Origin of the sequence: Micromonospora taraxaci, from assembly GCF_007830095.1 — a bacterium.
Classification (GTDB): Bacteria; Actinomycetota; Actinomycetes; order Mycobacteriales; family Micromonosporaceae; genus Micromonospora; species Micromonospora taraxaci.
This window is the reverse complement of record NZ_VIWZ01000001.1, coordinates 5,747,926-5,770,750: the sequence shown is the minus strand read 5'-3', so window position 1 is coordinate 5,770,750 and position 22,825 is coordinate 5,747,926. Positions and strand designations below refer to the sequence as shown.

Annotated in this window: 27 protein-coding genes; 16 read left to right on the top strand and 11 right to left on the bottom strand. The window is 71.6% G+C overall.

Annotation, left to right across the window (positions count from 1 at the left end; all coding sequences use genetic code 11):
• Positions 1-100: 100 nt before the first annotated feature.
• Positions 101-247: a hypothetical protein gene (locus FHU34_RS33425; RefSeq protein WP_208745079.1), complete on the top strand. Its 147-nt coding sequence runs from the start codon at positions 101-103 to the stop codon at positions 245-247.
• Complete coding sequence (locus FHU34_RS26130; RefSeq protein WP_145784880.1) at positions 244-663, top strand: VOC family protein; 420 nt, start codon at positions 244-246, stop codon at positions 661-663. The genes FHU34_RS33425 and FHU34_RS26130 overlap by 4 nt, the downstream gene beginning before the upstream one ends.
• 56 nt (positions 664-719) lie before the next feature.
• On the opposite strand, the gene FHU34_RS26125 is transcribed toward FHU34_RS26130, so the two are convergent.
• From FHU34_RS26125 to FHU34_RS26105, 5 genes are all read right to left on the bottom strand, one after another.
• A complete protein-coding gene (locus FHU34_RS26125) occupies positions 720-1,520 on the bottom strand; it encodes a hypothetical protein (protein ID WP_145784879.1) in 801 nt (266 codons plus the stop codon).
• Positions 1,521-1,690: 170 nt separating this feature from the next.
• Positions 1,691-3,751, bottom strand: a complete 2,061-nt coding sequence (locus tag FHU34_RS26120; protein ID WP_145784878.1) for a 3-hydroxyacyl-CoA dehydrogenase NAD-binding domain-containing protein — start codon at positions 3,749-3,751, stop codon at positions 1,691-1,693.
• A complete protein-coding gene (locus FHU34_RS26115) occupies positions 3,748-4,944 on the bottom strand; it encodes a thiolase family protein (RefSeq protein WP_145784877.1) in 1,197 nt (398 codons plus the stop codon). Before FHU34_RS26115 ends, FHU34_RS26120 begins: the two co-directional genes overlap by 4 nt.
• A 173-nt stretch (positions 4,945-5,117) precedes the next feature.
• Positions 5,118-6,437: a ribonuclease D gene (locus tag FHU34_RS26110; protein ID WP_145784876.1), complete on the bottom strand. Its 1,320-nt coding sequence runs from the start codon at positions 6,435-6,437 to the stop codon at positions 5,118-5,120.
• A gap of 199 nt (positions 6,438-6,636) precedes the next feature.
• On the bottom strand, positions 6,637-7,209 hold the full coding sequence (locus FHU34_RS26105; protein WP_145784875.1) for a DUF3000 domain-containing protein: 573 nt from the start codon (positions 7,207-7,209) through the stop codon (positions 6,637-6,639).
• 137 nt (positions 7,210-7,346) lie between these two features.
• Here FHU34_RS26105 and hemE point away from each other — a divergent pair, with 137 nt between their 5' ends.
• Genes hemE through hemQ form a run of 3 tightly spaced genes read left to right on the top strand, consistent with a single transcriptional unit; the run spans position 7,347 to position 10,558 of the window.
• A complete protein-coding gene (hemE, locus tag FHU34_RS26100; protein WP_145784874.1) occupies positions 7,347-8,444 on the top strand; it encodes a uroporphyrinogen decarboxylase in 1,098 nt (365 codons plus the stop codon).
• A 6-nt stretch (positions 8,445-8,450) separates the two neighbouring features.
• A complete protein-coding gene (gene hemG, locus FHU34_RS26095; RefSeq protein WP_145784873.1) occupies positions 8,451-9,860 on the top strand; it encodes a protoporphyrinogen oxidase in 1,410 nt (469 codons plus the stop codon).
• A complete protein-coding gene (gene hemQ, locus FHU34_RS26090; RefSeq protein ID WP_145784872.1) occupies positions 9,857-10,558 on the top strand; it encodes a hydrogen peroxide-dependent heme synthase in 702 nt (233 codons plus the stop codon). The genes hemG and hemQ overlap by 4 nt, the downstream gene beginning before the upstream one ends.
• A 51-nt stretch (positions 10,559-10,609) precedes the next feature.
• On the opposite strand, the gene FHU34_RS26085 is transcribed toward hemQ, so the two are convergent.
• The 4 genes from FHU34_RS26085 to FHU34_RS26070 all read right to left on the bottom strand — a co-directional run bounded on the left by FHU34_RS26085 (position 10,610) and on the right by FHU34_RS26070 (position 13,705).
• Positions 10,610-11,707 (bottom strand): lytic polysaccharide monooxygenase auxiliary activity family 9 protein, encoded by a 1,098-nt coding sequence (locus FHU34_RS26085; protein ID WP_145784871.1) that lies wholly within the window; start codon positions 11,705-11,707, stop codon positions 10,610-10,612.
• A 118-nt stretch (positions 11,708-11,825) separates the two neighbouring features.
• Positions 11,826-12,281 carry a GNAT family N-acetyltransferase gene (locus FHU34_RS26080; RefSeq protein ID WP_145784870.1) on the bottom strand — a complete coding sequence of 152 codons (456 nt, stop codon included), beginning with the start codon at positions 12,279-12,281 and terminating at the stop codon, positions 11,826-11,828.
• Between the two features lie 19 nt (positions 12,282-12,300).
• Positions 12,301-13,242, bottom strand: a complete 942-nt coding sequence (locus tag FHU34_RS26075) for a DMT family transporter (protein WP_145784869.1) — start codon at positions 13,240-13,242, stop codon at positions 12,301-12,303.
• Between the two features lie 202 nt (positions 13,243-13,444).
• Entirely contained in the window at positions 13,445-13,705 is a 261-nt protein-coding gene (locus tag FHU34_RS26070) for a Prokaryotic metallothionein (protein ID WP_145784868.1), read from the bottom strand.
• A 154-nt stretch (positions 13,706-13,859) separates the two neighbouring features.
• Between FHU34_RS26070 and FHU34_RS26065 the strand changes: the two genes are divergently transcribed.
• From FHU34_RS26065 to FHU34_RS26055, 3 genes are all read left to right on the top strand, one after another.
• A complete protein-coding gene (locus tag FHU34_RS26065; protein WP_145784867.1) occupies positions 13,860-14,135 on the top strand; it encodes an isoamylase early set domain-containing protein in 276 nt (91 codons plus the stop codon).
• A gap of 109 nt (positions 14,136-14,244) precedes the next feature.
• A complete protein-coding gene (locus tag FHU34_RS26060) occupies positions 14,245-14,985 on the top strand; it encodes a lytic polysaccharide monooxygenase (RefSeq protein WP_145784866.1) in 741 nt (246 codons plus the stop codon).
• Positions 14,986-15,048: 63 nt separating this feature from the next.
• On the top strand, positions 15,049-15,657 hold the full coding sequence (locus FHU34_RS26055) for a DUF305 domain-containing protein (RefSeq protein ID WP_167524905.1): 609 nt from the start codon (positions 15,049-15,051) through the stop codon (positions 15,655-15,657).
• A gap of 25 nt (positions 15,658-15,682) precedes the next feature.
• On the opposite strand, the gene msrB is transcribed toward FHU34_RS26055, so the two are convergent.
• Entirely contained in the window at positions 15,683-16,087 is a 405-nt protein-coding gene (msrB, locus tag FHU34_RS26050) for a peptide-methionine (R)-S-oxide reductase MsrB (protein WP_145784865.1), read from the bottom strand.
• Between the two features lie 47 nt (positions 16,088-16,134).
• Between msrB and ligD the strand changes: the two genes are divergently transcribed.
• From ligD to FHU34_RS26035, 3 genes are all read left to right on the top strand, one after another.
• A complete protein-coding gene (gene ligD, locus FHU34_RS26045) occupies positions 16,135-17,166 on the top strand; it encodes a non-homologous end-joining DNA ligase (protein ID WP_145784864.1) in 1,032 nt (343 codons plus the stop codon).
• A gap of 461 nt (positions 17,167-17,627) precedes the next feature.
• On the top strand, positions 17,628-18,878 hold the full coding sequence (locus FHU34_RS26040; protein WP_145784863.1) for an HNH endonuclease signature motif containing protein: 1,251 nt from the start codon (positions 17,628-17,630) through the stop codon (positions 18,876-18,878).
• A gap of 79 nt (positions 18,879-18,957) precedes the next feature.
• Complete coding sequence (locus FHU34_RS26035) at positions 18,958-20,313, top strand: hypothetical protein (RefSeq protein ID WP_145784862.1); 1,356 nt, start codon at positions 18,958-18,960, stop codon at positions 20,311-20,313.
• A 36-nt stretch (positions 20,314-20,349) separates the two neighbouring features.
• On the opposite strand, the gene FHU34_RS26030 is transcribed toward FHU34_RS26035, so the two are convergent.
• Entirely contained in the window at positions 20,350-20,595 is a 246-nt protein-coding gene (locus tag FHU34_RS26030; RefSeq protein WP_145784861.1) for a hypothetical protein, read from the bottom strand.
• A gap of 20 nt (positions 20,596-20,615) precedes the next feature.
• Here FHU34_RS26030 and FHU34_RS26025 point away from each other — a divergent pair, with 20 nt between their 5' ends.
• From FHU34_RS26025 to FHU34_RS26005, 5 genes are all read left to right on the top strand, one after another.
• Positions 20,616-21,245 carry an HIT family protein gene (locus FHU34_RS26025; RefSeq protein WP_145784860.1) on the top strand — a complete coding sequence of 210 codons (630 nt, stop codon included), beginning with the start codon at positions 20,616-20,618 and terminating at the stop codon, positions 21,243-21,245.
• Entirely contained in the window at positions 21,242-21,886 is a 645-nt protein-coding gene (locus FHU34_RS26020; protein WP_145784859.1) for a YdeI/OmpD-associated family protein, read from the top strand. The genes FHU34_RS26025 and FHU34_RS26020 overlap by 4 nt, the downstream gene beginning before the upstream one ends.
• Before the next feature lie 76 nt (positions 21,887-21,962).
• Entirely contained in the window at positions 21,963-22,397 is a 435-nt protein-coding gene (locus tag FHU34_RS26015; RefSeq protein ID WP_244311836.1) for a DUF2975 domain-containing protein, read from the top strand.
• Complete coding sequence (locus FHU34_RS26010) at positions 22,397-22,612, top strand: helix-turn-helix domain-containing protein (protein ID WP_030336216.1); 216 nt, start codon at positions 22,397-22,399, stop codon at positions 22,610-22,612. The genes FHU34_RS26015 and FHU34_RS26010 overlap by 1 nt, the downstream gene beginning before the upstream one ends.
• Positions 22,609-22,791, top strand: a complete 183-nt coding sequence (locus tag FHU34_RS26005) for a hypothetical protein (protein WP_145784857.1) — start codon at positions 22,609-22,611, stop codon at positions 22,789-22,791. Before FHU34_RS26010 ends, FHU34_RS26005 begins: the two co-directional genes overlap by 4 nt.
• Positions 22,792-22,825 lie beyond the last annotated feature (34 nt).

The following is a 22,825-nucleotide window of genomic DNA, read 5'->3' as shown; positions in this document are numbered from 1 at the left end:
GGGTGCGTCGATGTCCACCAGTCAGGGCTCCGCACCCCGGGTATTCGCAGGCTGACCCCGGGCGGCGGAGCGTCCCCATCCGACCATGGAGGGACCACCCGTGTATCCACGGATCCGCACCATCAGTTTCGACTGCCACGACACGTACACCCTGGCCGGCTTCTGGTCGGCGGTGCTCGCCGAGTGCCGCTTGCTCCGCAGCGCCGGGGAACGTGTCGCCACCACCACTGTGGAGGACCAACCGTGAGTTCGATCATTCACAACATCAGCATCGACTGCCACGACACGTACGCCCTCGCCGGCTTCTGGGCACAGGTCTTCGACTGCCCCCGGCAGCCCGACGACTTCCCCGGCGACCCGGAGGCGATGCTCCTGCCGCCGGGTGGTCCGGAGGTGCTGTTCATCGCGGTGCCCGAGGGCAAGACGGTGAAGAACCGGCTGCACCTCGACCTGCAACCCGCCGACCGTACCCGGGCCGAGGAGGTCGAGCGGCTGCTCGGCATCGGCGCGACCCTCGTCGCCGACCAGGTCAGCCCGACCGGCAGCGGGTGGGTGGTGCTCGCCGACCCGGAGGGCAACGAGTTCTGCGTACTCGGTAACAAGGCTGAGCGCGCGGCGGCAGCGGCGGCGCGGGCCGCGGCGCAGGGCAACGAACCGGCCTGATCGTCGGCACGAGGCCCCGGCCACCTTCGGGTGGTCGGGGCCTCGGTCGTCGACGGTCAGGAGCGCTGCTCGACCTGGCCCCGGATCGTGACGAACTCGGCCTTCGTCTGGTCGGCGGTCTTGAAGTAGATGACCACCATGCCCAGGCTGCCCCGGTCGGCCCACACGCAGACCCCCAGGGGCACGCTCTCGGCCTTGCCGTCGCCGCACTTCGCGTCACCGCCGAGCGGACCAGGATCGACGGTCGCCAGGTTGGTCAGCGTCAGCTCGGTGGAGAGCCCGTTGATCGCGTCGTCCAGCTCCTTCTTCGGGTCCGTCATCAGGCCGGACGCGCCAACGATCATCACGAGGTCCTGCTTGGCCGGGTCGCCGTAGAAGGCGCCGACGGTGCTGGTCTCGTTCTGCACATCCGCCTTCATCTCGGTGACCATCTGGTCGGCGGCCGCCTGCAGGTCCGGCTCCGTGATCTTCGGCCGGCCGGCGAGGGTGGCCGGCGCGACCAGCCGGGTCTTGGTGGCGTCGACGACGTCGCCCACGTCGTCCTTGACCGTGAACCAGATGGCCGCCGCGCCGCCGAGGCAGACCACCAGCAGCACGGCCAGCACGATCAGGACGATCTTGCCGACGTTCGACTTCTTCTTCGCCGGCGGCGGGCCCGCGAACTGGTGGGGATCGCCGTACGGCTGACCCGGCTGTGCGGGCGGGAACCCCTGCTGCTGCGGGGGCGGCCAACCACCGGGCTGCTGCGGCTGGCCCGGCTGGCCGGGCTGCTGCGGCTGGCCCGGCTGGCCGGGCTGCTGCGGCGGGTTGGAGGAATCGTGCGGCGGGCCGTAGGGACTGGCCGGCGGCTGGGACATTCAGTCAGCTCCAAGATGGGGGTGCAAAGCGCGTGATCCTAACCCGCTGAGAAGCCCGGCGTTGTCCCTGCTGAAAGCACCTCCAGCCGTGATTGATCACAAACGGTCGCGGTGGCCGGGCCGCCCACGAGGGACGGTCCGACCACCGCGACCGGTGGTACTGCGATCGGTCAGGCCGGCAGGCTCGCCGCCCCGCGCGGCAGGAACCGCTGACCGGTGACTCGCTCGGACGTGCCGGTCCGGTCCAGGTACGGCGTGACACCACCCAGGTGGAACGGCCAACCGGCGCCGAGGATCATGCACAGGTCGATGTCCTGCGCCTCGGCGACCACACCCTCGTCCAGCATCAGCCGGATCTCCTGCGCGAGCGCGTCCAGCGCGTTCTGTCGTACCTGCTCGGCGGTCAACGGCTGGTCACCGACGACGAGCAGCTTGGCCACCTCGTCGTTGACCTGGTCGTCGACCACGATCGGCTGCCCCGAGTCGGCGATCCGCTTGAGGTTCTCGCTGACCCCGAACCGGTCCGGGTACGCGGCGTGCAGCGTGCCGCCCACGTGGTACGCGACGGCCGGCCCGACCAGTTGGAGCAGGGCGAGCGGGCGCATCGGCAGACCCAGCGGGTCCAGGGCGCTGTTCGCCACGTCCAGCGGCGTGCCCTGGTCGACGGCGGCGAAGACGGTGCCCAGGAACCGGGTGAGCAGGCGGTTCACCACGAACGCCGGGGCGTCCTTCACCAGCACGCTCGACTTCTTGAGCTGCTTGCCTACCGCGAACGCGGTCGCGAGCGTGACGTCGTCGGTGCGCTCACCCCGGACGATCTCCAACAGCGGCAGCACCGCCACCGGGTTGAAGAAGTGGAAGCCGACCACCCGCTCCGGGTGCTCCAGTTCGGCGGCCATCTCGGTGATCGACAGCGAACTGGTGTTGGTGGCGAGCACCGCCTCCGGGGAGACGATCTTCTCCAGTTCGGCCCAGACCTGCTTCTTGACGCCCAGGTCCTCGAAGACCGCCTCGATGACGAAGTCGGCGTCCGCGAAGGCGGTCTTGTCGACCGAGCCGCTGACCAGCCCGTACAGCTTGGCGGCGGTGCCCTTGTCCATCCGGCCCTTGGTGACGGCCTTCTCGATCTGGGTGTGCACGTAGCCGACGCCCTTGTCCACCCGGGACTGGTCGAGGTCGGTCATCACCACCGGCACCTGGAGGCGGCGGGCGAACAGCAGCGCCAACTGGCTGGCCATCAGGCCTGCGCCGACGATGCCGACCTTGGTGATCGTGCGGGCGAGGCCCTTGTCCGGGGCGCCGGCCGGCCGCTTGGCCCGCCGCTGCACCAGGTCGAACGCGTACAGGCCGCTGCGCAGCTCCTCGGAGAAGACCAGGTCCGCGAGGGCCTCGTCCTCGGCGGCGGTGCCGGTCGCGAAGTCCGCGTCCTTCGCCGTCTCCAGCAGGTCCAGAGCCTTGTACGCGGCCGGGACCGCGCCGTGCAACCGCTGGTTGAGGGTCTCGCGGGCGAAGTAGAGCACGCCCGCCCACATGTCCTTGTCGACCTCGGGCCGGGTCACCGTGACCTGACCCCGGACCACCCCGGCGGCCCATTCGAGGGACCGCTCCAGGAAGTCGGCCGGCTCCAGCAGCACGTCCGCGATGCCCAGCTCGGCGGCCTGCTTCGGCTTGAGCATCTTGTTCTGCATCAGCGGGTTCTGGATGATCACCTGAGTGGCGGCGGGGATGCCGATCAGGTTCGGCAGCAGCTGCGTGCCGCCCCAGCCCGGCACCAGACCGAGGGAGACCTCGGGCAGCGCCAGGGCCGCGGCCCCACCGGAGAGCGTCCGGTAGTGGCAGTGCAGGGCCAACTCCAGGCCGCCGCCCATCGCCGCGCCGTTGACGAACGCGAACGTGGGCACGGTGCTGTCCTTGAGTCGGGCGAAGACCCGGTGGCCGAGCCGGCCGATCTCCAGCGCCTGTGCCCGGTCGGCCAGCTGCGGCAGACCGACGATGTCCGCGCCCACACAGAAGATGTACGGCTTGCCGGTCACCGCGATGAACGCCGGGTCGGCGGCGAGCGCGGCGGTGATCGCCTCGTCGAGGCTGGCCAACCCGCCGGGGCCGAAGGTGTTCGGCTTGGTGTGGTCGAAGCCGTTGTCCAGGGTGATCAGGGCAGCGGGCCGGTCCAGGCCGGGCACGTTCACCTGGCGCAGCAGCGCACGGGTGACGACCTCGTTCGGTGCCTTCACTTGTCGCCACCTTCCCAGTTCGGGTTCTCCCAGATGACAGTGCCGCCCATGCCGATGCCGATGCACATCGCAGTGAGGCCGTAGCGGACCTCGGGGTGCTCGGCGAACTGGCGGGCCAACTGCGTCATCAGCCGCACGCCGGACGAGGCGAGGGGGTGACCGATGGCGATCGCGCCGCCCCACGGGTTGACCCGCGCGTCATCGTCGGCGATGCCGAAATGGTCGAGGAACGCGAGCACCTGCACGGCGAACGCCTCGTTCAGCTCGAACAGGCCGATGTCGTCGATGGTGAGCCCGGCGAGGCGGAGCGCCTTCTCGGTGGACGGGATCGGGCCGACACCCATCACCTCCGGCTCCACCCCGACGAACCCGAACGACACCAGCCGCATGGCGATCGGCAGCCCCAGCTCGCGGGCGGTGGCCTCGTCGGCGAGCAGGCTCGCGGTGGCGCCGTCGTTCAGGCCGGCGGCGTTGCCCGCGGTCACCTTGCCGTGCGGGCGGAACGGGGTCTTGAGGGTGCCGAGCTTCTCCAGCGAGGTGTCCCGCGGGGCCTCGTCCACGGTGGCCAGGCCCCAGCCGCCCTCCGCGTCGCGGATCGACATCGGCACCAGGTCGTCCTGGAGCTTGCCGTTGGCGTACGCCTTGGCGGTCTTCTGCTGCGAGGCGAGCGCGAACGCGTCGGTGCGTGCCTTGGTGATGTGCGGGACCAGGTCGTGCAGGTTCTCCGCGGTGGCGCCCATGACCAGCGCGGACGGGTCGACCAGCTTCTCCGCGACGATGCGCGGGTTGGGGTCGACGCCCTCGCCCATCGGGTGACGGCCCATGTGCTCGACGCCGCCGGCGATGGCGACGTCGTACGCGCCCATCGCGATGCCGCTGGCCACAGTGGTGACCGCTGTCATCGCGCCGGCGCACATCCGGTCGATGGCGAAGCCGGGAACGGTCTTGGGCAGGCCGGCCAGCAGCGCGGCGGTGCGGCCGATGGTGAGGCCCTGGTCGCCGATCTGGGTGGTGGCCGCGACGGCGACCTCCTCGACGCGCTCCGGGGGCAGCTGCGGGTTGCGTCGCAGCAGCTCACGGATGCAGCGGATCACCAGGTCGTCGGCGCGGGTGTTGGCGTACATGCCACCCGCCTTGCCGAACGGGGTACGGACGCCGTCGACGAAGACGACATCCCGAACTTCACGGGGCACTTGAGCCTCCTTCTCGACCACCATTCGGCCCGCGCCGCTGGGCGGCGGTCCGGACTGAACGAGGGTCGGCCAACACGGGCATGTTCCCCCGAATGCTACTCGCCAGTAACCAACCCGTCCCGACCCCCCGCTGTGGCCCACCCCACACCGTGACCCCTGGGAGCCCGCACCCCCTAGGGAGTGGGGTCCAGGGCCTCGGTCAGGTCACGGATGAGGAGACCGATCTGCCACTCCCGGGCGTTGAGACCGCGCAGGGTCTCCGCGACCGACTCCTCGGTCACCACCTCGGGTGGGGTCCAGGCCAACCGGCGAACCGAATCCGGCGTGATCAGGTTTTCCGGCGGCAGGTTGTGCTCGCCGGCGATGCGGATGACCACCTCCCGGCACCGGGCCAGCCGGCCGGCGGCCACCGGGTCCCGCTCGGCCCAGCGGTGCGGTGGGGGCGGGCCCTCGACAGTGGGGGAGACCGGCAGCGAATCCTCCGCGAGCTGCCGGGCGTCGTCGAGAGCGGCGAGCCAGGTGCGGGCCAGCCGCCGCACCGACCGCCCGCCGAAACCGGGCAGGGTCAGCAGGGTCTTCTCGTCCTTCGGGTCCAACTCCGCTGCGGCGATGATCGCCGAGTCGGGCAACACCCGACCGGGGGCGGCATCCCGCCGGGCCGCGATCTGGTCCCGGGCGTACCACATCGAGCGCACCCGGGCCTGGGCCCGCGCCCCGCGCAGCCGGTGGATGCCGGACGTGCGCCGCCACGGCTCCGCGCGCACCCGCGGCGGGCGTGCCCCGGTGCGGACCAGCGCGGCGAACTCCTCCGCGGCCCAGGCCGACTTGCCCTGCCGGGTCAACTCGGCGTCGAGCGCGTCGCGCAGGTCGGTGAGCAGCTCCACGTCGAGAGCGGCGTACGTCAACCACGACTCGGGCAGCGGCCGGCTCGACCAGTCGGCGGCCGAATGGTGCTTCTCCAGCGTGAACCCGAGCAACTGCTCGGTGAGCGCCGCCAGCCCGACCCGCTCGAAACCGGCCAGCCGGGCAGCCAGCTCGGTGTCGAACAGCCGGCGTGGGCGCAGCCCCACCTCGGCCAGGCAGGGCAGGTCCTGGCTGGCCGCGTGGAGCACCCACTCGGCCTCGCCGATAGCGGCGTCCAGCGTGCTGAGGTCCGGCAGCGGCAGCGGGTCGATCAGCGCGGTGCCCGCACCGGCGCGGCGGAGCTGCACCAGGTACGCGCGTTGGCTGTAGCGGTAACCGGAGGCCCGCTCGGCGTCCAGGGCGACCGGGCCGGTGCCGCCTGCGAAGCGGGCCACCACCTCGGCGAGCTCGGCCGGGGCGGCCACTGGTTCGGGAGTGCCGTCACGCGGGGCGGTCAGCGGAACGGGCCCACCGTCGGCCGGGTTGGCGCCCTCGCCCACCAGCTGCGGCTGGGCCGACGGCGGGTGCTCGGGTGCGTTTCCCGGAAGGTCTTCGGCGGGCCGACGGCGCAGGGGTGGTTCGTCGGTCACCTGCCAACCCTAGTGCGCGTGGAGATCGAGCGGGTGCAGCCGGTCCGGCGTGTGTCGATCACGTGTCCAGAGGATGTCCGAGCGCACCCGTTCCGGTGCAGTCGATCATGCAGTTGTGGTGTCCGACAAAAGCCGCGCCGAGGAGCAATCCACCCACCACAACTCCATGATCGACCCCTCGAAGGGGTGGGGGGTGGGGTCAGGCCGCGCCGGCGGGGCGGCGGTCGGACAGGGCTGTCACACCGGGTGGGGGGAGGCCGGCCGTGTCGGCGAGGAGCGCGCACCAGCCGAGCAGGTGTGCGGTGAGGTCGTCGTTGACCGGCGTCCAGGAGGCGCGGATCTCGATGTCACCGACGGTCGGTGGGCCGGCGAGGTCGCCGAACCGGGTCGACATGGTCTGCGTGACGGTGCCGCCGATCGCCCGGTGGCCGGCGTCCTGGGCGTCCAACGCGTCGGTCAGCCACGTCCAGCCGACCCCGGGCAGCAGCGGGTCGGCGGCCAGGTCGACCTCCAACTCGGCGGTCACGTAGGTGACCAACCGCAGGGTGCCCTGCCACGCCTCGTGCCCGGCCGGGTCGTGCAGCAGGATCAGCCGCCCGGTCGCGACCTCGTCGCCGTCGCGCAGCACTGTCGCGGCGAGCGCGAACGCGTACGGGGCGAGTCGTTGGGGCGCCCCGACCTCCTCAAGAGTGATCTCCGGGCGGGGCGTCGCCGATCGCAGCCCGGCGACCGCGCGGGCGAACGCTTCCGGGAGCGCGATCGGGGGGGCCATGTCGGCAGCCTATGCCGCCGTCCGTCGCCCGCTTCGACGGCGCGCCGACGCTCATGAAGGGCACCGGGGGTAAGGAACGGTGCCCTTCCTCTCACCCCCACCCGGTTTCCGGTGGTGGGCGTGGCACGATTGCGGCGATGACCACGGACACCACGGGCACTGTCGCCCGAGACGGAGAATCCCGCCCCGGCGGACCGGCCGACTCGCCCTTCATCAGGGCCTGCCGACGCCGACCCGGGCCGCACACCCCGGTCTGGTTCATGCGCCAGGCCGGCCGCTCCCTGCCGGAGTACCGGGAGATCCGGGCGACCGTGCCGATGCTGGAGTCGTGCCGCCGTCCGGACCTGGTCACCGAGATCACCCTCCAGCCGGTGCGTCGGCACGGCGTGGACGCGGCCATCCTGTTCAGCGACATCGTGGTGCCGGTGGCCGCGGCGGGGGTCGACCTGGACATCGTGCCGGGCACCGGCCCGGTCGTCGCCGAGCCGATCCGCACCGCCGCCGACGTGCAGCGGATCCGCCTGATCACCCGCGAGGACGTGTCGTACGTCGACGAGGCCGTCCGGCAGTTGGTGGCCGAGCTGGGCGACACCCCGCTGATCGGTTTCGCCGGCGCGCCGTTCACCCTGGCCAGCTACCTGGTCGAGGGCGGTCCGTCGCGGACCCACGCGAAGACCAAGGCCCTGATGTACGGCAACCCGGAGCTGTGGCACGCGCTCTGCGGCCGGCTGGCCGAGGTGACACTGGCCTTCCTGCGGGTGCAGATCGACGCGGGCGTGTCGGCCGTGCAGCTCTTCGACTCGTGGGCGGGCGCGCTCTCCGAGGCTGACTACCGCCGTTTCGTGCTGCCGCACTCGACCGCCGTGCTGAGCGGGCTCGCCAACGCCGGGGTGCCCCGGATCCACTTCGGGGTGGGCACCGCCGAGTTGCTCGGCGCGATGGGCGAGGCCGGCGCGGACGTGGTCGGCGTCGACTGGCGTACCCCGCTGGACGTGGCCACCGGTCGGATCGGCCCGGACAAGGCGGTGCAGGGCAACCTGGACCCGACAGTGCTGCTCGCGCCGTGGCCGGTGGTCGAGGCCGAGGTGCGTCGGATCCTGGAGCAGGGCAGGGCGGCCCCCGGGCACGTGTTCAACCTCGGCCACGGGGTGCTGCCGGAGACCGACCCGGAGGTGCTGACCCGGGTGGTCGCGCTGGTGCACGAGGTGTCCAGCCGCCGGGCCGACCAGGGCTGACCGGCGATGCGGCGGCCCTGGCGGGTGGCGGTGGTCGGCGGCGGGATCGCCGGGCTGGCCGCCGCGGTCCGCCTGCGCGACGGCGCGCCGGCCGACACCGAGATCACTCTGTACGAGCAGTCCGGCGCGTTGGGCGGCAAGCTGCGTACCGGTGAGGTGGCCGGCCAGCCGGTGGAGTTCGGCGCGGAGTCGTTCCTGATGCGCGACCCGATGGGCGCCGAGAGCGCGGCGGTGGCCCTGATCCGCCGGCTCGGGCTGGCCGAGAAGATCGTGCACCCCACCGTGGGGCAGGCCGCGCTCGTGGTCGACGGGGGGCTGCGCCCCATCCCGGGCGGCACGCTGGTGGGCGTACCCGGGGATCTGGATCGGGTGACCACTGTCGCCCGCCCGCTCGCGGACGCCGACACCGACGGTGGTCGGCCGCTGATCGGGCCCGACGCGGACGTGTCGGTGGGTGCGCTGGTCCGGTCCCGCTTCGGCGACGAGGTGGTCGAGCGGCTGGTCGACCCGATGCTCGGCGGTGTGTACGCGGGCCGCGCCGACGACCTGTCCCTGGTCACCACGATGCCGGCGCTGGCTCGCACGGCCCGGGTGGAGCACACCCTGACCGGCGCGGTCCGGGCCGCCCAAGCCGCTGCGCCACGGGCACCCGGCACTCCCGTCTTCGGCACCCTGGTCGGTGGGCTGAGCAGCCTGGTCGAGGCAGCGGCGGCAGCCAGCGGCGCGACGATCCGGCGCGACGCGGCGGTGCGCGAGGTGACCCCGGCCGGCTCCGGCTGGCGGCTCACCGTCGGCCCGACCCGCGACCCTGCGCTGGTCGACGTGGACGCCGTGGTGTTGGCGGTGCCGGCCCGGCCGGCGGCGCGGTTGCTCGCCGGCCCGGCCCCGGAGGCCGCCGCAGCCGTCGGGGAACTGGACTACGCGAGCGTCGCGTTGGTGACCCTGGCGGTGCCGCAGCCCCGACTGCCCGAGCTGTCCGGCTTCCTGGTGCCCAGCACCGAGGGCCTGCTGACCAAGGCCGCCACGTTCTTCACCACCAAGTGGGGGCACCTGCGCCGGCCGGACGGTATGGCGTTGCTGCGCGCCTCGGTCGGCCGGTACGGCGAGGAGGCGCACCTGCAACGCCCCGACGCGGACCTCGCGGCCACCGTGCACCGGGAGTTGTCGGCGGTGCTCGGCACCCCGCTGCCCGCCCCGGTCGACGGACACGTGCAGCGGTGGGGCGGGGCGCTGCCCCAGTACGCCCCGGGGCACGCCGGCCGGGTCGGCGCCGCACGCGCGGCGTTGCGGGCCGCGTACCCCACAGTGGTCCTCGCGGGCGCCGGTTACGACGGCGTCGGCATCCCGGTCTGCGTCCGCTCCGGCGAGACCGCGGCCGAGGAGATCATCACAGCACTGGGAGGATCGGCGAGATGACCGAGCAGACCAACGCGGCCCGGTTGCGGGAGCTGAACGACAGCATCCGCTACACCATGTGGTCGGTGTTCCGGGCCAACAGCCCTCTGCCGTCGCTGCGGGACAACGTCACCGGCGAGGTCGTCGCCCTCTTCGACGAGCTGGCCGGCAAGGACGTGGTGGTCCGGGGCGTGTACGACCTCTCCGGTCTGCGCGCCGACGCGGACGTGCTGATCTGGTGGCACTCGGCGTCCAGCGACGCGTTGCAGGACGCGTACCTGCGGTTCCGTCGCACCACTCTGGGTCGGGCGATGACCCCGGTCTGGTCGCAGATGGCGTTGCACCGGCCGGCGGAGTTCAACAAGAGCCACATCCCGGCGTTCCTGGCCGGCGAGGAGGCCCGCCCCTACATCTGCGTGTACCCGTTCGTCCGCTCGTACGAGTGGTACCTGCTGCCCGACGCCGAGCGGCGCGAGATGCTCGCCGAGCACGGGAAGATGGCCCGGGGCTATCCCGACGTACGGGCCAACACGGTGGCCTCGTTCGCGCTGGGCGACTACGAGTGGATGCTCGCCTTCGAGGCCGACGAGCTGCACCGGATCGTGGACCTGATGCGGGACCTGCGCGCGTCCTCCGCCCGCAGGCACGTCCGGGAAGAGGTCCCGTTCTACACGGGCCGCCGCCGCTCGGTGGCGGAGATCGTCAACTGCCTGGTCTGAGTCCCGCCGTCCGGCGCCGCACCCCCGCCCGGGTGCGGCGCCGGCCGGGGATCAACTGGTCGTCGTGCAGGTGACCAGCGGAACCGGGTTGCTGCCGTTCCACGAGCCGAGGAACCCGAAGGTGGTGCTCGCTCCGGCGGCAAGGCTGCCGTTGTGGTTGACGTTGCGTGCCGTTACCTGCGTGCCGCTGGTGCTGACGGTGGCGTTCCAGGACGAGGTGACCTGTTGGCCGTTGCCGTAGTTCCAGCTCACCGACCAGCCTCGGGTCGGTGAACCACCAGCGGTCACCTTCACCTCACCCTGGAAGCCGCCGGACCACTGGCCGGTGACCTGGTAGGTAGCCGTGCACGCCCCGGCCGGCGGCGTCGTCGGGGGCGGGGTGGTGGGTGGGGGAGTCGTGGGCGGTGGGGTGGTCGGCGGCGGAGTGGTCGGCGGCGGAGTGCTCGTTCCCCCGCCGAAGTCGACGTCGCTGCACAGGTAGTACGACTGGTCGAAGTGGCTGGCCTGCCAGACGGTGTAGACGATGTGCCGTCCGGTGCGTCCGGGCGCGCTGACCGGGATCTGGATCGAGACGCCGCCGGTGTCCTTGTCCCACTGGGAGGCCGGGGTGTTGCCGATCTGGCCGGCCAGCTCCAGGTTGCCCCAGCCGAGCGGCTGGGTCGCCGCGTTGAAGCCCTGCTTGGTCACGTACACCCGGATGTAGTCGGCGCCGTGGCTGGCCTGGTCGAAGAAGCGGAGCCGGAAGTTGTTCGACACCGCTGTGGTCTTCCAGGCGCCGACGGTGTCCAGCGAGTTGTAGCGAGGGCTCTGGGTGCGGCCGCCGCTGCAGAGCTGGCCGTCGGGAACGGCGCCCTGGTGGTTGCCGCCCACACCCTCACGGAACAGGCCGTTCCAGTTCCACATGGCGGCCGGGTCGGCCTGCCAGGCCTGCCAGCACATCGGGTCCTCGGTGGCCATCCGAGGGTTCTGGAAGTCGCCACCCCAGCGCTGCCAGCAGCTGTAGTTGCGCGAGGCCGGGTCGACGACCGAGCCGTGCGCGGAGGCGGGCTGGGCCACGATCGTGGTCAGCGCTGTGGTCAACAGGAGCACGGCGGCCGTCGCGACGGCGAACAACCAGAACACGCGTCGTGATCGGATGAAAGTGGACATGGAGCCCCCGGGGGGATGAGGTCGGACGACGACACCCGGACCGACGGGAGTTGCCCACTCCCGTGCCTACTCGCTGGCTCCTGCGATGGCTCTACCCGGCACCATGCCAGCTCGATCGTCAGGCGTCAATGGCACCACGCCGCATCGGCGTGTGCGGGATGCCGTCCTCGACGTACTCCGGGCCGCTGACCGCGAAGCCGTGCCGACGGTAGAACCCGACCAGGTGTGACTGGGCATCCAGCACGCTGGGCCGGTCGCCCACCACCTCCAGGGCCGCGGTCATCAGCCGGCCGGCGTGCCCACCGCCACGCGCCTCCGGCGCCACCACCACCCGACCGATCCGGGCGGTGCCGTCCGGGTCGGCCAGGATCCGCAGGTACGCCAGCGGCGCGCCGCCGTCGGTCAGCCAGAGATGCCGCGTGCCCGGCTCGACGTCGCGACCGTCGAGTTCCGGGTACGGGCAGTTCTGTTCGACCACGAACACGTCGATGCGCAGCTTGAGCAGGTCGTGGAAGGTGTGGGTGTCCAGGTCGGCGAAGGAGGACGCCCGGACTTTGGTGGTCTGCGAGGGCATCCGACGATCCTAGGCCGCCTCACCTGGTGCCCGCCCGAGGTGCCAGGTAGGTGGCGGCCACGGCGCTGAGTAGCACGACGCCGCCGACGACCACCGGAAGCGGCAGCGGCTCGTGCAGCAGTGCCACCGCCAGCACCGCGGCGGTGAGCGGTTCGAGCAGGGTCAGTACGGCGGCCACGCTTCCCGGGGTGGTGCGCAGCCCGGCGTTGAACAACGCGTACGCCACCGCTGTGGTGATCACGCCGAGGTGCAGCAGCAGCGCCACGGTGTCGAGGCGTACCGGCACGCCGATCCCGGATACCAGGGCGAACGGCGCCAGGGTGAGCGCGCCGACCGCTGTGGAGATGGTGGTCAGCGTCATCGGTGTGGTGTGCTGCGACGCGTGTCGGCTGATCAGGGTGGTCACCGCGTACCCGAGGCCGGAGCCGGCCGCCGCGAGCAGGCCGAGCAGCGGGGCGGGTGCCGAGGCGCTGGGGTCCGCTGTGGCGGTGGTAATCAGCACGAGACCGGTGACGGCCGCGACCAGCGTGCCGAGGCGCACCGGGCCGGGGATCTGGCGGGCGCGTGCCGACTCCCAGGCGGCGGCGAGCACCGGGGCCACGCCCAGGCTGACGACGGTGGCCACGCTGACGCCGGCCCACGCCACGGCGGCGAAGTAGAGCGCCTGGTACAGGCCGAGGCCGACGCCGGTGAGGAGCAGCGGTACGGGTGCCGCGCGCAGGGCGGCCAGGATCGTGCGGAGTCGACCGGCGGTGCACGCCAGGAGGACGAGCGCGGCGATCGCGAGGCGGTGGAATCCGATGCTCACCGGGCTGAGTCCGGTGCTGTCGCGCAGGAGTTGCACCGCCACACCGGTGGTGCCCCACAGCACTCCGGTGACGGTGATCTGGATCAGGCCGGTGCGGGCCTGGTCGACGACCGGCGCCGGGGCGGCCGGGCGCGCGGTTCGGGAAAGGGACACGAGGGCGCTCCGAGGGTGAGCCGTTGACGGGACGACGTCGACGGAGCGCGTACGGCGGGACGGCCGACGGGGTCAGTCACCCGGTCGGCGAGAGCGCGGCGCTCCGTTCAGGAGCGCGGCGGGGGGAGGACGCCCAGCAGTGGCCGCATGGCGACGACCGTACCGCAGGAGGGCGGCCGGGCCGGGCGGAGCGTTGGCGCGGTCAGGCCGGGCGTGCCCCGACGGCGTCGCGGATCTCGGCACCGACCTCGCCCTCGACGGCGCGGGCGCAGTGGCCGCAGCAGAAGAAGCGGCCGTTGACCTCGACGCCGTGCCCGACGATCTTGATTTGGCAGTGCTCGCAGATCGGTGCCAGCCGGTGGATCGCGCACTCGAACGAGTCGAAGGTGTGCACGTCGCCGCTGACGGTGCGCACCTCGAACGCCATCCAGTAGTCGTTGCCGCAGACCTCGCAGGTTGCCACGAGAAACCCCCATATCAGGACATGTGCCTACAGGTTGCTCTCGATCCGGCACGTTGTGTGGCGGATTGTCGATGTTCGGGCCGGTAGGCGGCGTGTCGGTCCCGGCGTGTTGTCCGTTATGCCGGGTGAACCGCCGCGACCCCCGGAGGATCACATGATCAAGCGCAACAAACTCTTCGGCAATCAGACCCGGGTGACCTTCTGCCTGCCCCGGGACGCCCCGCCCGGCCCGGTGAGCGTCGTCGGTTGCTTCAACGGCTGGGAGCCGGGCCGGCACGAACTGGTGGCCCGCCGCGACGGCACTCGGACGGTGACCGTGAAGTTGTCGCCGGGGGAGTACCGGTTCCGCTATCTCGGCACCGGTGGCGTCTGGCTGGACGACGAGTCGGCCGACCAGGTCGACGATCGGGGCAGCCTGCTGCGCCTCTGACGAAGAAAACTGCCACCATCGATGGATTTATCGATGGGAGTCTTTACTGTTAACAATGTTTAAATTACCTTGAGGGCACCCACCGGACCCCGGAGAAGGAGCTGCCCCCATGCGTCGAAGAATCACCGTCCCGCTGGTGGCGGCAGGTGCTGTCGCCGCCACCCTCACCGTCGCCGCCCCCGCGCAGGCCCACGGCTACGTCTCCGCCCCGCCGAGCCGGCAGGCGCTCTGCGCGCAGGGCCGGGTCCCCGACTGCGGGCAGATCAAGTACGAGCCGCAGAGCGTCGAAGGCCCCAAGGGTCTGCGCAGCTGCAACGCCGGAATCTCCCACTTCGCCGTCCTCAACGACGACAGTCGGGGCTGGCCGGCCACCTCGGTCGGCAGCTCGCTGACCTTCACCTGGGTGAACACCGCCCGGCACGCCACCGCCAACTGGGAGTACTGGATCGGCAACACCCGCGTCGGCGTGGTGAACGGCAACGGCCAGCAGCCGGGTGCCACCGTCTCGCACAACGTCAACCTCGGTGGCTTCTCCGGTCGGCAGAAGATCCTCGCGGTGTGGAACATCTCCGACACGGCGAACGCCTTCTACTCCTGCATCGACGTGCAGATCGGCGGTGGAGGCTCGAACCCGACCCCCACGCCGACCCCGACGGCCACCCCACGACCCACCCCGACCCCCACGCCGACGACTCCGCCCGCACAGGGCGGCACCTGGGCGAGCGGCCGGGCGTACCAGGTCGGCGACCAGGTCACCTACGGCGGAGCCACCTACCGCTGCCGGCAGGCGCACACCGCGATCCCCGGCTGGGAGCCGCCGAACGTGCCGGCGCTCTGGCAGCAGGTCTGACCGTGCGGGTGCGGCCCCTCGGGTCGCACCCGTCGCCGCCCCCCGCGTGAACGGAGCACCGGCATGCCCCGTACCCCTCTGGTGGCAGTGCTCGCGGCCCTGCTGCTCACCAGCGCCTGCGCCGGGTCACCCGACCCGGGCGGGCCGCAACCGGCCCCCGCGCCCCCGGCCGGCTCCACGGCCGTGGGTTCGGCCTCCGTGGGTTCGGCCTCCGTGGGTTCGGCCTCCGTGGGTGAGCTGAGCGGCATCGACGTGGTGTTCCTCAGCACGATGGTCGGGCACAGCGAACGCACCCTGCAGATCGTGCGGTCGTCCCGGGACCGGGTGCGCGACGACGCGCTGCGCACCCTGGCCGCCGCCATCGAGGCCACCGAGGTCGACGAACTGGTCGCCATGCGGGGCTGGTTGCCCACCACCGGGCCGGGCGCCAGCGCGGCCGCGCACCACCACGAGGGGCATGGCGACGACGCGGCGCTCGACCGGCTGCGCAACGCGCCCGCCCCGGACGTCGACCGGGTGCTGCGCGAGGTGCTCGCCGACCACCAGCGGTCGGCCGCCGACCTGGCCCGGGCCCAGGTCGGCGTCGGCCGCAACGAGCGGGTCCGCGACCTGGCCCGGCGGATCGAGCAGTCCCGGACCGCCGAGGTCGAGCTACTCGGGGGTACGCCCTGAGTGGCTCATCGGCTCCGTGGTCAGCTCAGCGGGGTTCGAGGCGGACCGAGATGGAGTTGACGCAGTGCCGGGTGTCCTTCGGGGTGAAGCCCTCACCGTGGAAGACGTGCCCGAGGTGACTGTCGCAGCGGGCGCACCGGATCTCCGTACGCGCCATGCCGAGGCTGCGGTCCTCGATCTCCTTGACCCGGCCCGGGATAGCGTCGTCGAAGCTCGGCCATCCGCAGTGCGAGTCGAACTTGGTGTCGCTGGAGAACAGCTCCAGACCGCAGGCGCGACAGTGGTAGACCCCCTGGGTCTTCGTGTCCACGTACTCGCCGACCCAGGGGCGTTCGGTGCCGTGCTCCCGCAGGACGTGGAACTCCTCGGGGGTCAGTCGGACCCGCCACTCGTCCTCGGTGCGGGGCAGCTCGTTGTCATCAAGACTCACCCGTCAACGGTACGTCGAACGTCGGGGGCGTGGCATATGGTCGCGAGATGGCGGGCACCAAGGCGGCGGTCACCGAGGTCGAGGTGGCCGGGCACAGCGTACGGCTGAGCAGTCCGGACCGGGTGATCTTCCCCGAGCGGGGGTTCACCAAGGCGGACGTCTTCCACTACTACCTCGCGGTCGGCGACGGCATCATGCGCGCCCTGCGGGACAGGCCCACAACGCTGCAACGCTTCCCCGAGGGCATCGGTGGTGAGGCGTTCTTCCAGAAGCGGGTGCCCACCCGGGGGGTGCCACCATGGGTCACCACGGCGGAGATCACCTTTCCGAGCGGTCGGAACGCGGCCGAGCTGTGCCCGGCCGACCTGGCGCACGTGGCCTGGGCGGCGCAGATGGGCACCATCGTCTTCCACCCCTGGCCGGTGCGCGCCACCGACGCCGACCGGCCCGACGAACTGCGCATCGACCTCGACCCGCAGCCCGGCACCGACTTCGCCGACGCGGCGCGGGCCGCCGGTGAGCTCCGGGCGCTCCTCGACGAGCTGGGCGTCACCGGTTGGCCGAAGACCTCCGGCGGTCGGGGCGTGCACGTCTACCTGCGCATCCAGCCCCGCTGGACGTTCACCGAGGTGCGTCGGGCCACCATCGCGCTCGCCCGGGAGGTGGAACGCCGCCACCCCGACCTGGTCACCACCGCCTGGTGGAAGGAGGAGCGCGGCCGCCGGGTCTTCATCGACTTCAACCAGATGGCCCGGGACCGCACGATCGCCTGCGCGTACTCGCTGCGGGCCAACGCGCGGGCCACCGTCTCCACCCCGGTCACCTGGGACGAACTGCCCACCGTCGACCCGGACGACTTCGACCTGCGCAGCGTCCCGGCCCGGCTCGCCGAGCGCGGCGACCCGCACGCCGGCATCGACGACACCCCGTGGGACATCACCCCGCTGCTCGAATGGGCCGAACGCGACGCCGCCGCCGGCCAAGGCGACCTGCCGTACCCGCCGGACCACCCGAAAATGCCCGGCGAGCCGAAGAGGGTGCAGCCCAGCCGCGCCAAGCGCACCCCCGACGGTCCCTGAACGACCTTCCGCGTTCACGGGTACGGCTGGGCGATCACCAGTCACCGGAACGTCCCGGATCCGATGGCCGATCTGGTGCAGGGAAAGGTCTGGCGGACGTCGGACGTCGGACGTCGAGACGCGGGCTCGGGAGCACCGCCCAGAGCGGGCGGGTGATTGACAATCTTCCAGGGGTGGCTCGCCCTGCTGCGGCGGTGCTGGCCGATCACTCGTCAGGCGACGCGCGCACAGTTCGCCCGCCGGCCCCGCTCCGCCTCCCGCTGAGGTCCGCGCCGGACCCCGATGCCACGCCCAAGATTCGGGCAACTTCCCGGATGTTGCTGCCTCCGATGCGTAGGAGGCAGCAACATCGCTGATGTTGTGCAGATCTTGGCGGTGTGTGCTCTCGGTGGGGGGTGGTCGCTTCGGTTTCTGGTTTTGCGCGGCCGAAAGTTGTCGTACACCTGTTCTAGAATTTGCCTGTGATTGATGAGTTGGCGCGGGCGGATCGGGCGGTGGCGAGCTGCGCCGACGCCGCTGCCTGGGTCCTCTCCGAGCACGATCTGATCGCGGCGCTCGACGCCACCCACCGGTTGCAGCAGCGGCTGGCGGCGGTGCAGTTGGCGGTCGTCCGGGAGTTGGACGGGCGGGGCACCGCAATCGCGCAGGGCGCGTCCTCGACGACGGTGTGGCTGCGTCATCGCCTGCGGCTCGACGTCGCCGCCGCCCGTCGGCTGGTCGGGCTCGCGGCCTCGGTCGACGTCGCCCCACCCGCGGTGCGGGAGGCATTGGCGGGCGGGGCGGTCAGCGTGGAGCAGGCTCGGGTCATCGCCGACACGGCCGCCACGGTGACGGCCTCGGCGGGCGCCGAGGTGGCCGACAAGGCGGTTGGCGTGCTGGTCGAGTGGGCGGCGCAGTTCGACCCGTCGTTGCTGCGTCGGATGGGCACCCGGATTCTCGACCACGTCGCGCCCGACCTTGCCGACGCCGCCGCTGCCGCGGCCCTGGCCGCTGAGGCCGCCCGCGCGACCCGTGACCGGCACCTCACCATTTCTGAGCAGACCGACGGTCGGCTGCGGCTCAGCGGCACCCTCGACGCCGAGGCCGCCGCGTTGGTGCGCGCCGCCATCGACCCGCTGAGCGCACCCGCCGGCCCCGACGACACCCGCTGCGCCGGGCAGCGCCGCCACGACGCTCTCGCCGACGTGTGCCGCCTCGCCCTACGCACCGGCGACCTGCCCGACAGTGGCGGTGACCCCGCCCAGATCGTCGTCACGACCAGCTACGACGGGCTGACCCGACAGCTCTCCGCCGGCGCGCTCGACATCGGCCTGCGACTCACCCCCGACACCGTGCGCCGACTGGCCTGCGACGCCACCATCCTGCCCGCCGTCCTCGGCGGCGCAGGCCAGGTCCTCGACGTGGGTCGACAACGCCGGCTCATCACCGGCGCGCTGCGTCGTGCCCTGGTGCTGCGCGACGGCGGATGCGCGTTCCCCGGCTGTGACCGGCCGCCACGCTGGTGCGCCGCCCACCACATCCGCCACTGGGCCGACGGCGGGCCGACCAGCCTCGACAACGCCGTGCTGCTCTGCGGCCACCACCACCGACACGTCCACCGGGGCGAGTGGACGGTGCGGCTCGGCGACGACGACCATCCGGAGTTCATCCCGCCCGCCTGGCTCGACCCCGAGCAACTGCCGCGCCGCAACCACTACCACCGGCGGACGTAGCTCACGTCGTGGCCCCGGCCTTCGCGATCGTTTCGGTGTCCCGCCTTTCGGCGGCCAGCAGCGACCAGACCTCTACGTCGTGTCGCTCGCCGCCGAGCGGGAAGGCCTGCCGCAGAACGTCGTCACGGTGTTCGCGGTGATCGATGCTGTTGACTCCCTCGATACCCTGCGGGGGTCGGTCGGGGAGAGGTCGCTGATGCTCAAGGACGTCACGTCGGTACGTGTGGTCGCCTACTTCCCGTGTCAGCTCTCCGCCGAGACCGGCTCCCAGCCTGACGCGCCGGCCGGCTGGCGCGTCACCGACGGGCTCACCGACCTCGCGTTGCAGCCCTACGGCCAACGGCTCCTCGACGAGCTGCTCGGCAGCATGCCTCGGCCGACCATGGAGATCAGCGGTGGCCCGGAGATCCTGCGGGCAGCCGGCGAGGAGGTCGAACCCTCTCTGCTGCCCACGACGGCCTCTGGCGCGTGGCAGGTGCTCTCTGCCCGGGTCAGCCTCTGGAACGTCGACTGCGGTCTCCTGTGCATCACCTACCAACTGCCGGACGGCATCGTCAGTGGCACCGGGGACGTGGTCGACGAGGTGGCCCCGCCGGTGCAGCGGATGGTGCCCGCGGTGACCCGGCTCCTGCGCGCCATCCTGCCGGCGGCGGTCGGTGAGGACGAGGTGTTCGTGCTCTGGGCCAACACCACCTTCGCCGTCCGAGTGGACCCGGACTGCGATCCGGCGCGGCGGCGCGCCATCGCCGAGGCATTCACCCCGGACGGTGTGGACTGCACGCCCGACGGAGCCCGGGGTGGCGTGCTGCGGGTCGGCTCGCACACCACAGCGGTGGTCAACGACTTCGGGTCGCGTCCGGCCCTGCTGTTGGCGCGGTTGACCGGGGTGCACCACGTCTGCTGGGCTGCGGCCCTGCGCTACGACGCGGTGCTCTCGGCCGAGCTGTCCCAGATCGACCCGGGGCGCGCGGACCTGTCGATGAGTGCTCTCGAAGACCAGGCCAAGCGCATCCTGCGCGGTTACCACCGCATCCGCCTGTTCCGGCTCGGCTATTCGTCGGTGGAGGCGCACCTCGACGCGGCCGGCGGCACCGTCTGGAACGCGCTGGAGCAGCAGTGGAAGTTCCGGCTCGTCCTCACCACGTTGGACGAGCGGCTCGACTTCGTCCGAACGCTGCACCAGCAACTGGTCGGTCGTCTCCAGGACCGTCGTTCCCGCCTGCTCAACGAACTGGTGCTGGGTTTCACCTTCCTCAACATCTTCGCCATCGTGCTCGCCGCACTGACGTTCGTGGCACTGCCGAGCCTCGACGTGGGACTCCTGGCCTCGGTGATCGGGATGGTGATGCTGCTGGTGAACCTGACCGCGTACCTCGCCTTCCGGCGGCAGATCAACGACCCGGGTCGGAACCCGAGGGCGTCGGCCCGCCCGTGACCGGCTGCCGGCATGAAGAGGGTGCGGTACGCCCTGTCACTGCGTCGCCAGGCGGTAGACGATCGCGCCCGAGAAGAGCGCGAACAGTGCGAGCGCCATCCACCAGTCGGGGAATCGGCTGCGAGAGCGGGGTGAGCCTTCGGCGGTCTGCCGCTCGTCGGCGATCGTGCCGAGACGGTCGACCAGGTTCTGACCTCTCGATCCTCGGGTGCCCAGCAGCGAGTCGGCCAGACCCCACGCATGGTCAGGTGCGCGCTTCCGGCCCCGGCCAATGTGGATCATCTCGTACTAGTGTCTGCCGTATGGCTTTGCGACCGGACGAGTTCTACGACCACGCGCTCGCTGCTGCCGACGGCGAACACCGTCTTCCGTTGGCACGCATGACGGGTTGGGACATCAGCCCGTTCGACCCGGACGGACTTCGGGTGGCGCCGTTGCGGCCGCCGGTGCTCCCGGAGCCGGACCGGCACGGCGAGGACCCGTCGGACTGCGATGCCTGCCGCAACCGGAATGAGGGGATCTGGTTCAACGAGCGCTGGCGGCTGATCCGGATCAAGGGCGTCGGCGTACCGCTGGTGCTCATGCTGATGCCGCTCGAACACCACGACATGGAGGATCTGCCCGACGAGTTGGCCGCCGAACTGGGGTTGTTGAGCACCCGGATCGCGCGCCACGTGCAGGCGCTGCCGCACATCTCGCGGGCCCACGTCTACCGCTTCGGGGACGGCGGAGCACACCTGCACATCTGGTTCTTCGCCCGGCCGGAGGGGCAGGCCCAGTTGTTCGGGTCGTGGCTGGTCGTCTGGGACGACCTGCTGCCGGAGTACCCGGCGGACGTGGCCGACGCCGATGCCGACGTCGTGGCGGACGCGTTGGTCGAGTCCCACGGTGGCCACCGGCTGTCGGACCCGGGGGATAGCCTGCCGGCATGACGAGCGCCGAGCTGGCTGAGTTGGTCGTGGCGGATGCCGACGGGTTGCGCACCTGGTTGTCGGCCAACCACACCTCGTCGCCCGGGGTCTGGCTGGCCCTGACCAAGAAGGGCGGCACGGTCACGACGCTGACCTGGCAGCAGGCGGTCGACGAGGGCCTGTGCTTCGGCTGGATCGACGGGCAGGCCCGCAAACGGGACGAGGGGTCCTCGTGGATCCGGTTCACCCCGCGCCGGCCGCGCAGTTCCTGGTCGCAACGCAACGTGGCGAACGTGGCCCGGCTGGAGGAGTCGGGGCGGATGATGCCGGCGGGGCGTGCCGCGGTGGAGGCGGCGAAGGCGGATGGTCGGTGGGCGGCGGCCTACGCCCCTCCGTCGGAGGCCGAGGTGCCGGCCGACCTCCTCGCCGCCATCGCCGCCGAGCCCGCCGCGCAGGCGATGCTCGACGTGCTCACCAAGGCCAACCGGTTCGCCCTCATCCACCGCCTCAACGCGGTGAAGCGGGTGGAGACCCGCGAGCGGAAGATCGTCGAGTTCGTCGCCATGCTGGCCCGGCACGAGACGTTCTACCCGCAGAAGGCGAGACCGTTGCCGGCGGATGACGTCGTCGCGCCAGGGAGGGCCAGCGACCGGACCGATTGACTTTCGATAGGTAACGAGCGAAACTCGATGCATGGTTACAGAGCATCGAGCGGTAGCCGCTCTCAGAGTCTTTCTCGTGGTGCTGTTCGGGGTCCTGGTCGTGTTCCAGACCCTCTCGCTGCCCGGTCAGTTCGCGTACATGGCCGAACAGTCGCCGGAGGACGCGCACCTGCGCTGGCCGGCGACCGCCGTGACGGTGTTCTGGGTGCTGTGCGTCCAGGTGGTCATCGTCGCGACGTGGCAGTTGCTCAGCCTGGTCAAGAACGACCGCATCTTCACCGAGGCGTCGCTGAAGTGGGTGGACGCCATCGTCTGGGCGATCGCCGCCGCCTGGGTGGTGCTCGTGGGGGTCTTCCTCTGGGTCGGCTTCAACGCGGACGACCCGGGAGTGCCGCTCCTGCTGTTCCTCCTGACGGTGGGCGTCACCGTGCTGGGGCTTCTCATGGTGGTGATGCGTGCGCTGCTGCGGCAGGCCACCACGCTGCGCAGCGACATGGAAGCGGTGATCTGATGCCCATCGTCGTCCGCATCGACGTCGAGCTGGCCAAGCGCAAGATGAGCGTCGGAGAGTTCGCCGAGCGCGTCGGGCTCACGCCGGCCAACGTGGCGGTGCTCAAGAACGGCCGCGCCAAGGCGGTCCGCTTCAGCACCCTGGAGGCGATGTGTCGGGTGCTCGACTGCCAGCCCGGAGACCTGCTCGAATGGGTGGAGGAGGAAACCCCATGAGGTACGCCCTGATCGTTGCCGCAGTCCTCGGGGTGGCGCTCGGCATCGCCGCCGTCGTGCTCGGAGGGGCCGACGACTCCCCGGGCCTACAGCTCATCGGCGTCGTGCTGGTGAGTGTTCGGCATCCGCAACCTTCGACGCGGCAGCTAGCCGCCCGGCTTCGGCCGACCCTCCCGTAGTAACGATCAAGTAACGGGCGCGAACCTTTCCCGG

Coding starts and splice junctions, on each gene's coding strand:
- FHU34_RS26125 (WP_145784879.1), bottom strand. CDS start 1,520: ATGTCCCAGCCGCCGGCCAGTCCCTACGGCCCGCCGCACGATTCCTCC.
- FHU34_RS26105 (WP_145784875.1), bottom strand. CDS start 7,209: ATGGCCCCCCCGATCGCGCTCCCGGAAGCGTTCGCCCGCGCGGTCGCC.
- hemE (WP_145784874.1), top strand. CDS start 7,347: ATGACCACGGACACCACGGGCACTGTCGCCCGAGACGGAGAATCCCGC.
- hemG (WP_145784873.1), top strand. CDS start 8,451: ATGCGGCGGCCCTGGCGGGTGGCGGTGGTCGGCGGCGGGATCGCCGGG.
- hemQ (WP_145784872.1), top strand. CDS start 9,857: ATGACCGAGCAGACCAACGCGGCCCGGTTGCGGGAGCTGAACGACAGC.
- FHU34_RS26085 (WP_145784871.1), bottom strand. CDS start 11,707: ATGTCCACTTTCATCCGATCACGACGCGTGTTCTGGTTGTTCGCCGTC.
- FHU34_RS26080 (WP_145784870.1), bottom strand. CDS start 12,281: ATGCCCTCGCAGACCACCAAAGTCCGGGCGTCCTCCTTCGCCGACCTG.
- FHU34_RS26065 (WP_145784867.1), top strand. CDS start 13,860: ATGATCAAGCGCAACAAACTCTTCGGCAATCAGACCCGGGTGACCTTC.
- FHU34_RS26060 (WP_145784866.1), top strand. CDS start 14,245: ATGCGTCGAAGAATCACCGTCCCGCTGGTGGCGGCAGGTGCTGTCGCC.
- FHU34_RS26055 (WP_167524905.1), top strand. CDS start 15,049: ATGCCCCGTACCCCTCTGGTGGCAGTGCTCGCGGCCCTGCTGCTCACC.
- ligD (WP_145784864.1), top strand. CDS start 16,135: ATGGCGGGCACCAAGGCGGCGGTCACCGAGGTCGAGGTGGCCGGGCAC.
- FHU34_RS26030 (WP_145784861.1), bottom strand. CDS start 20,595: ATGATCCACATTGGCCGGGGCCGGAAGCGCGCACCTGACCATGCGTGG.
- FHU34_RS26025 (WP_145784860.1), top strand. CDS start 20,616: ATGGCTTTGCGACCGGACGAGTTCTACGACCACGCGCTCGCTGCTGCC.
- FHU34_RS26020 (WP_145784859.1), top strand. CDS start 21,242: ATGACGAGCGCCGAGCTGGCTGAGTTGGTCGTGGCGGATGCCGACGGG.
- FHU34_RS26010 (WP_030336216.1), top strand. CDS start 22,397: ATGCCCATCGTCGTCCGCATCGACGTCGAGCTGGCCAAGCGCAAGATG.
- FHU34_RS26005 (WP_145784857.1), top strand. CDS start 22,609: ATGAGGTACGCCCTGATCGTTGCCGCAGTCCTCGGGGTGGCGCTCGGC.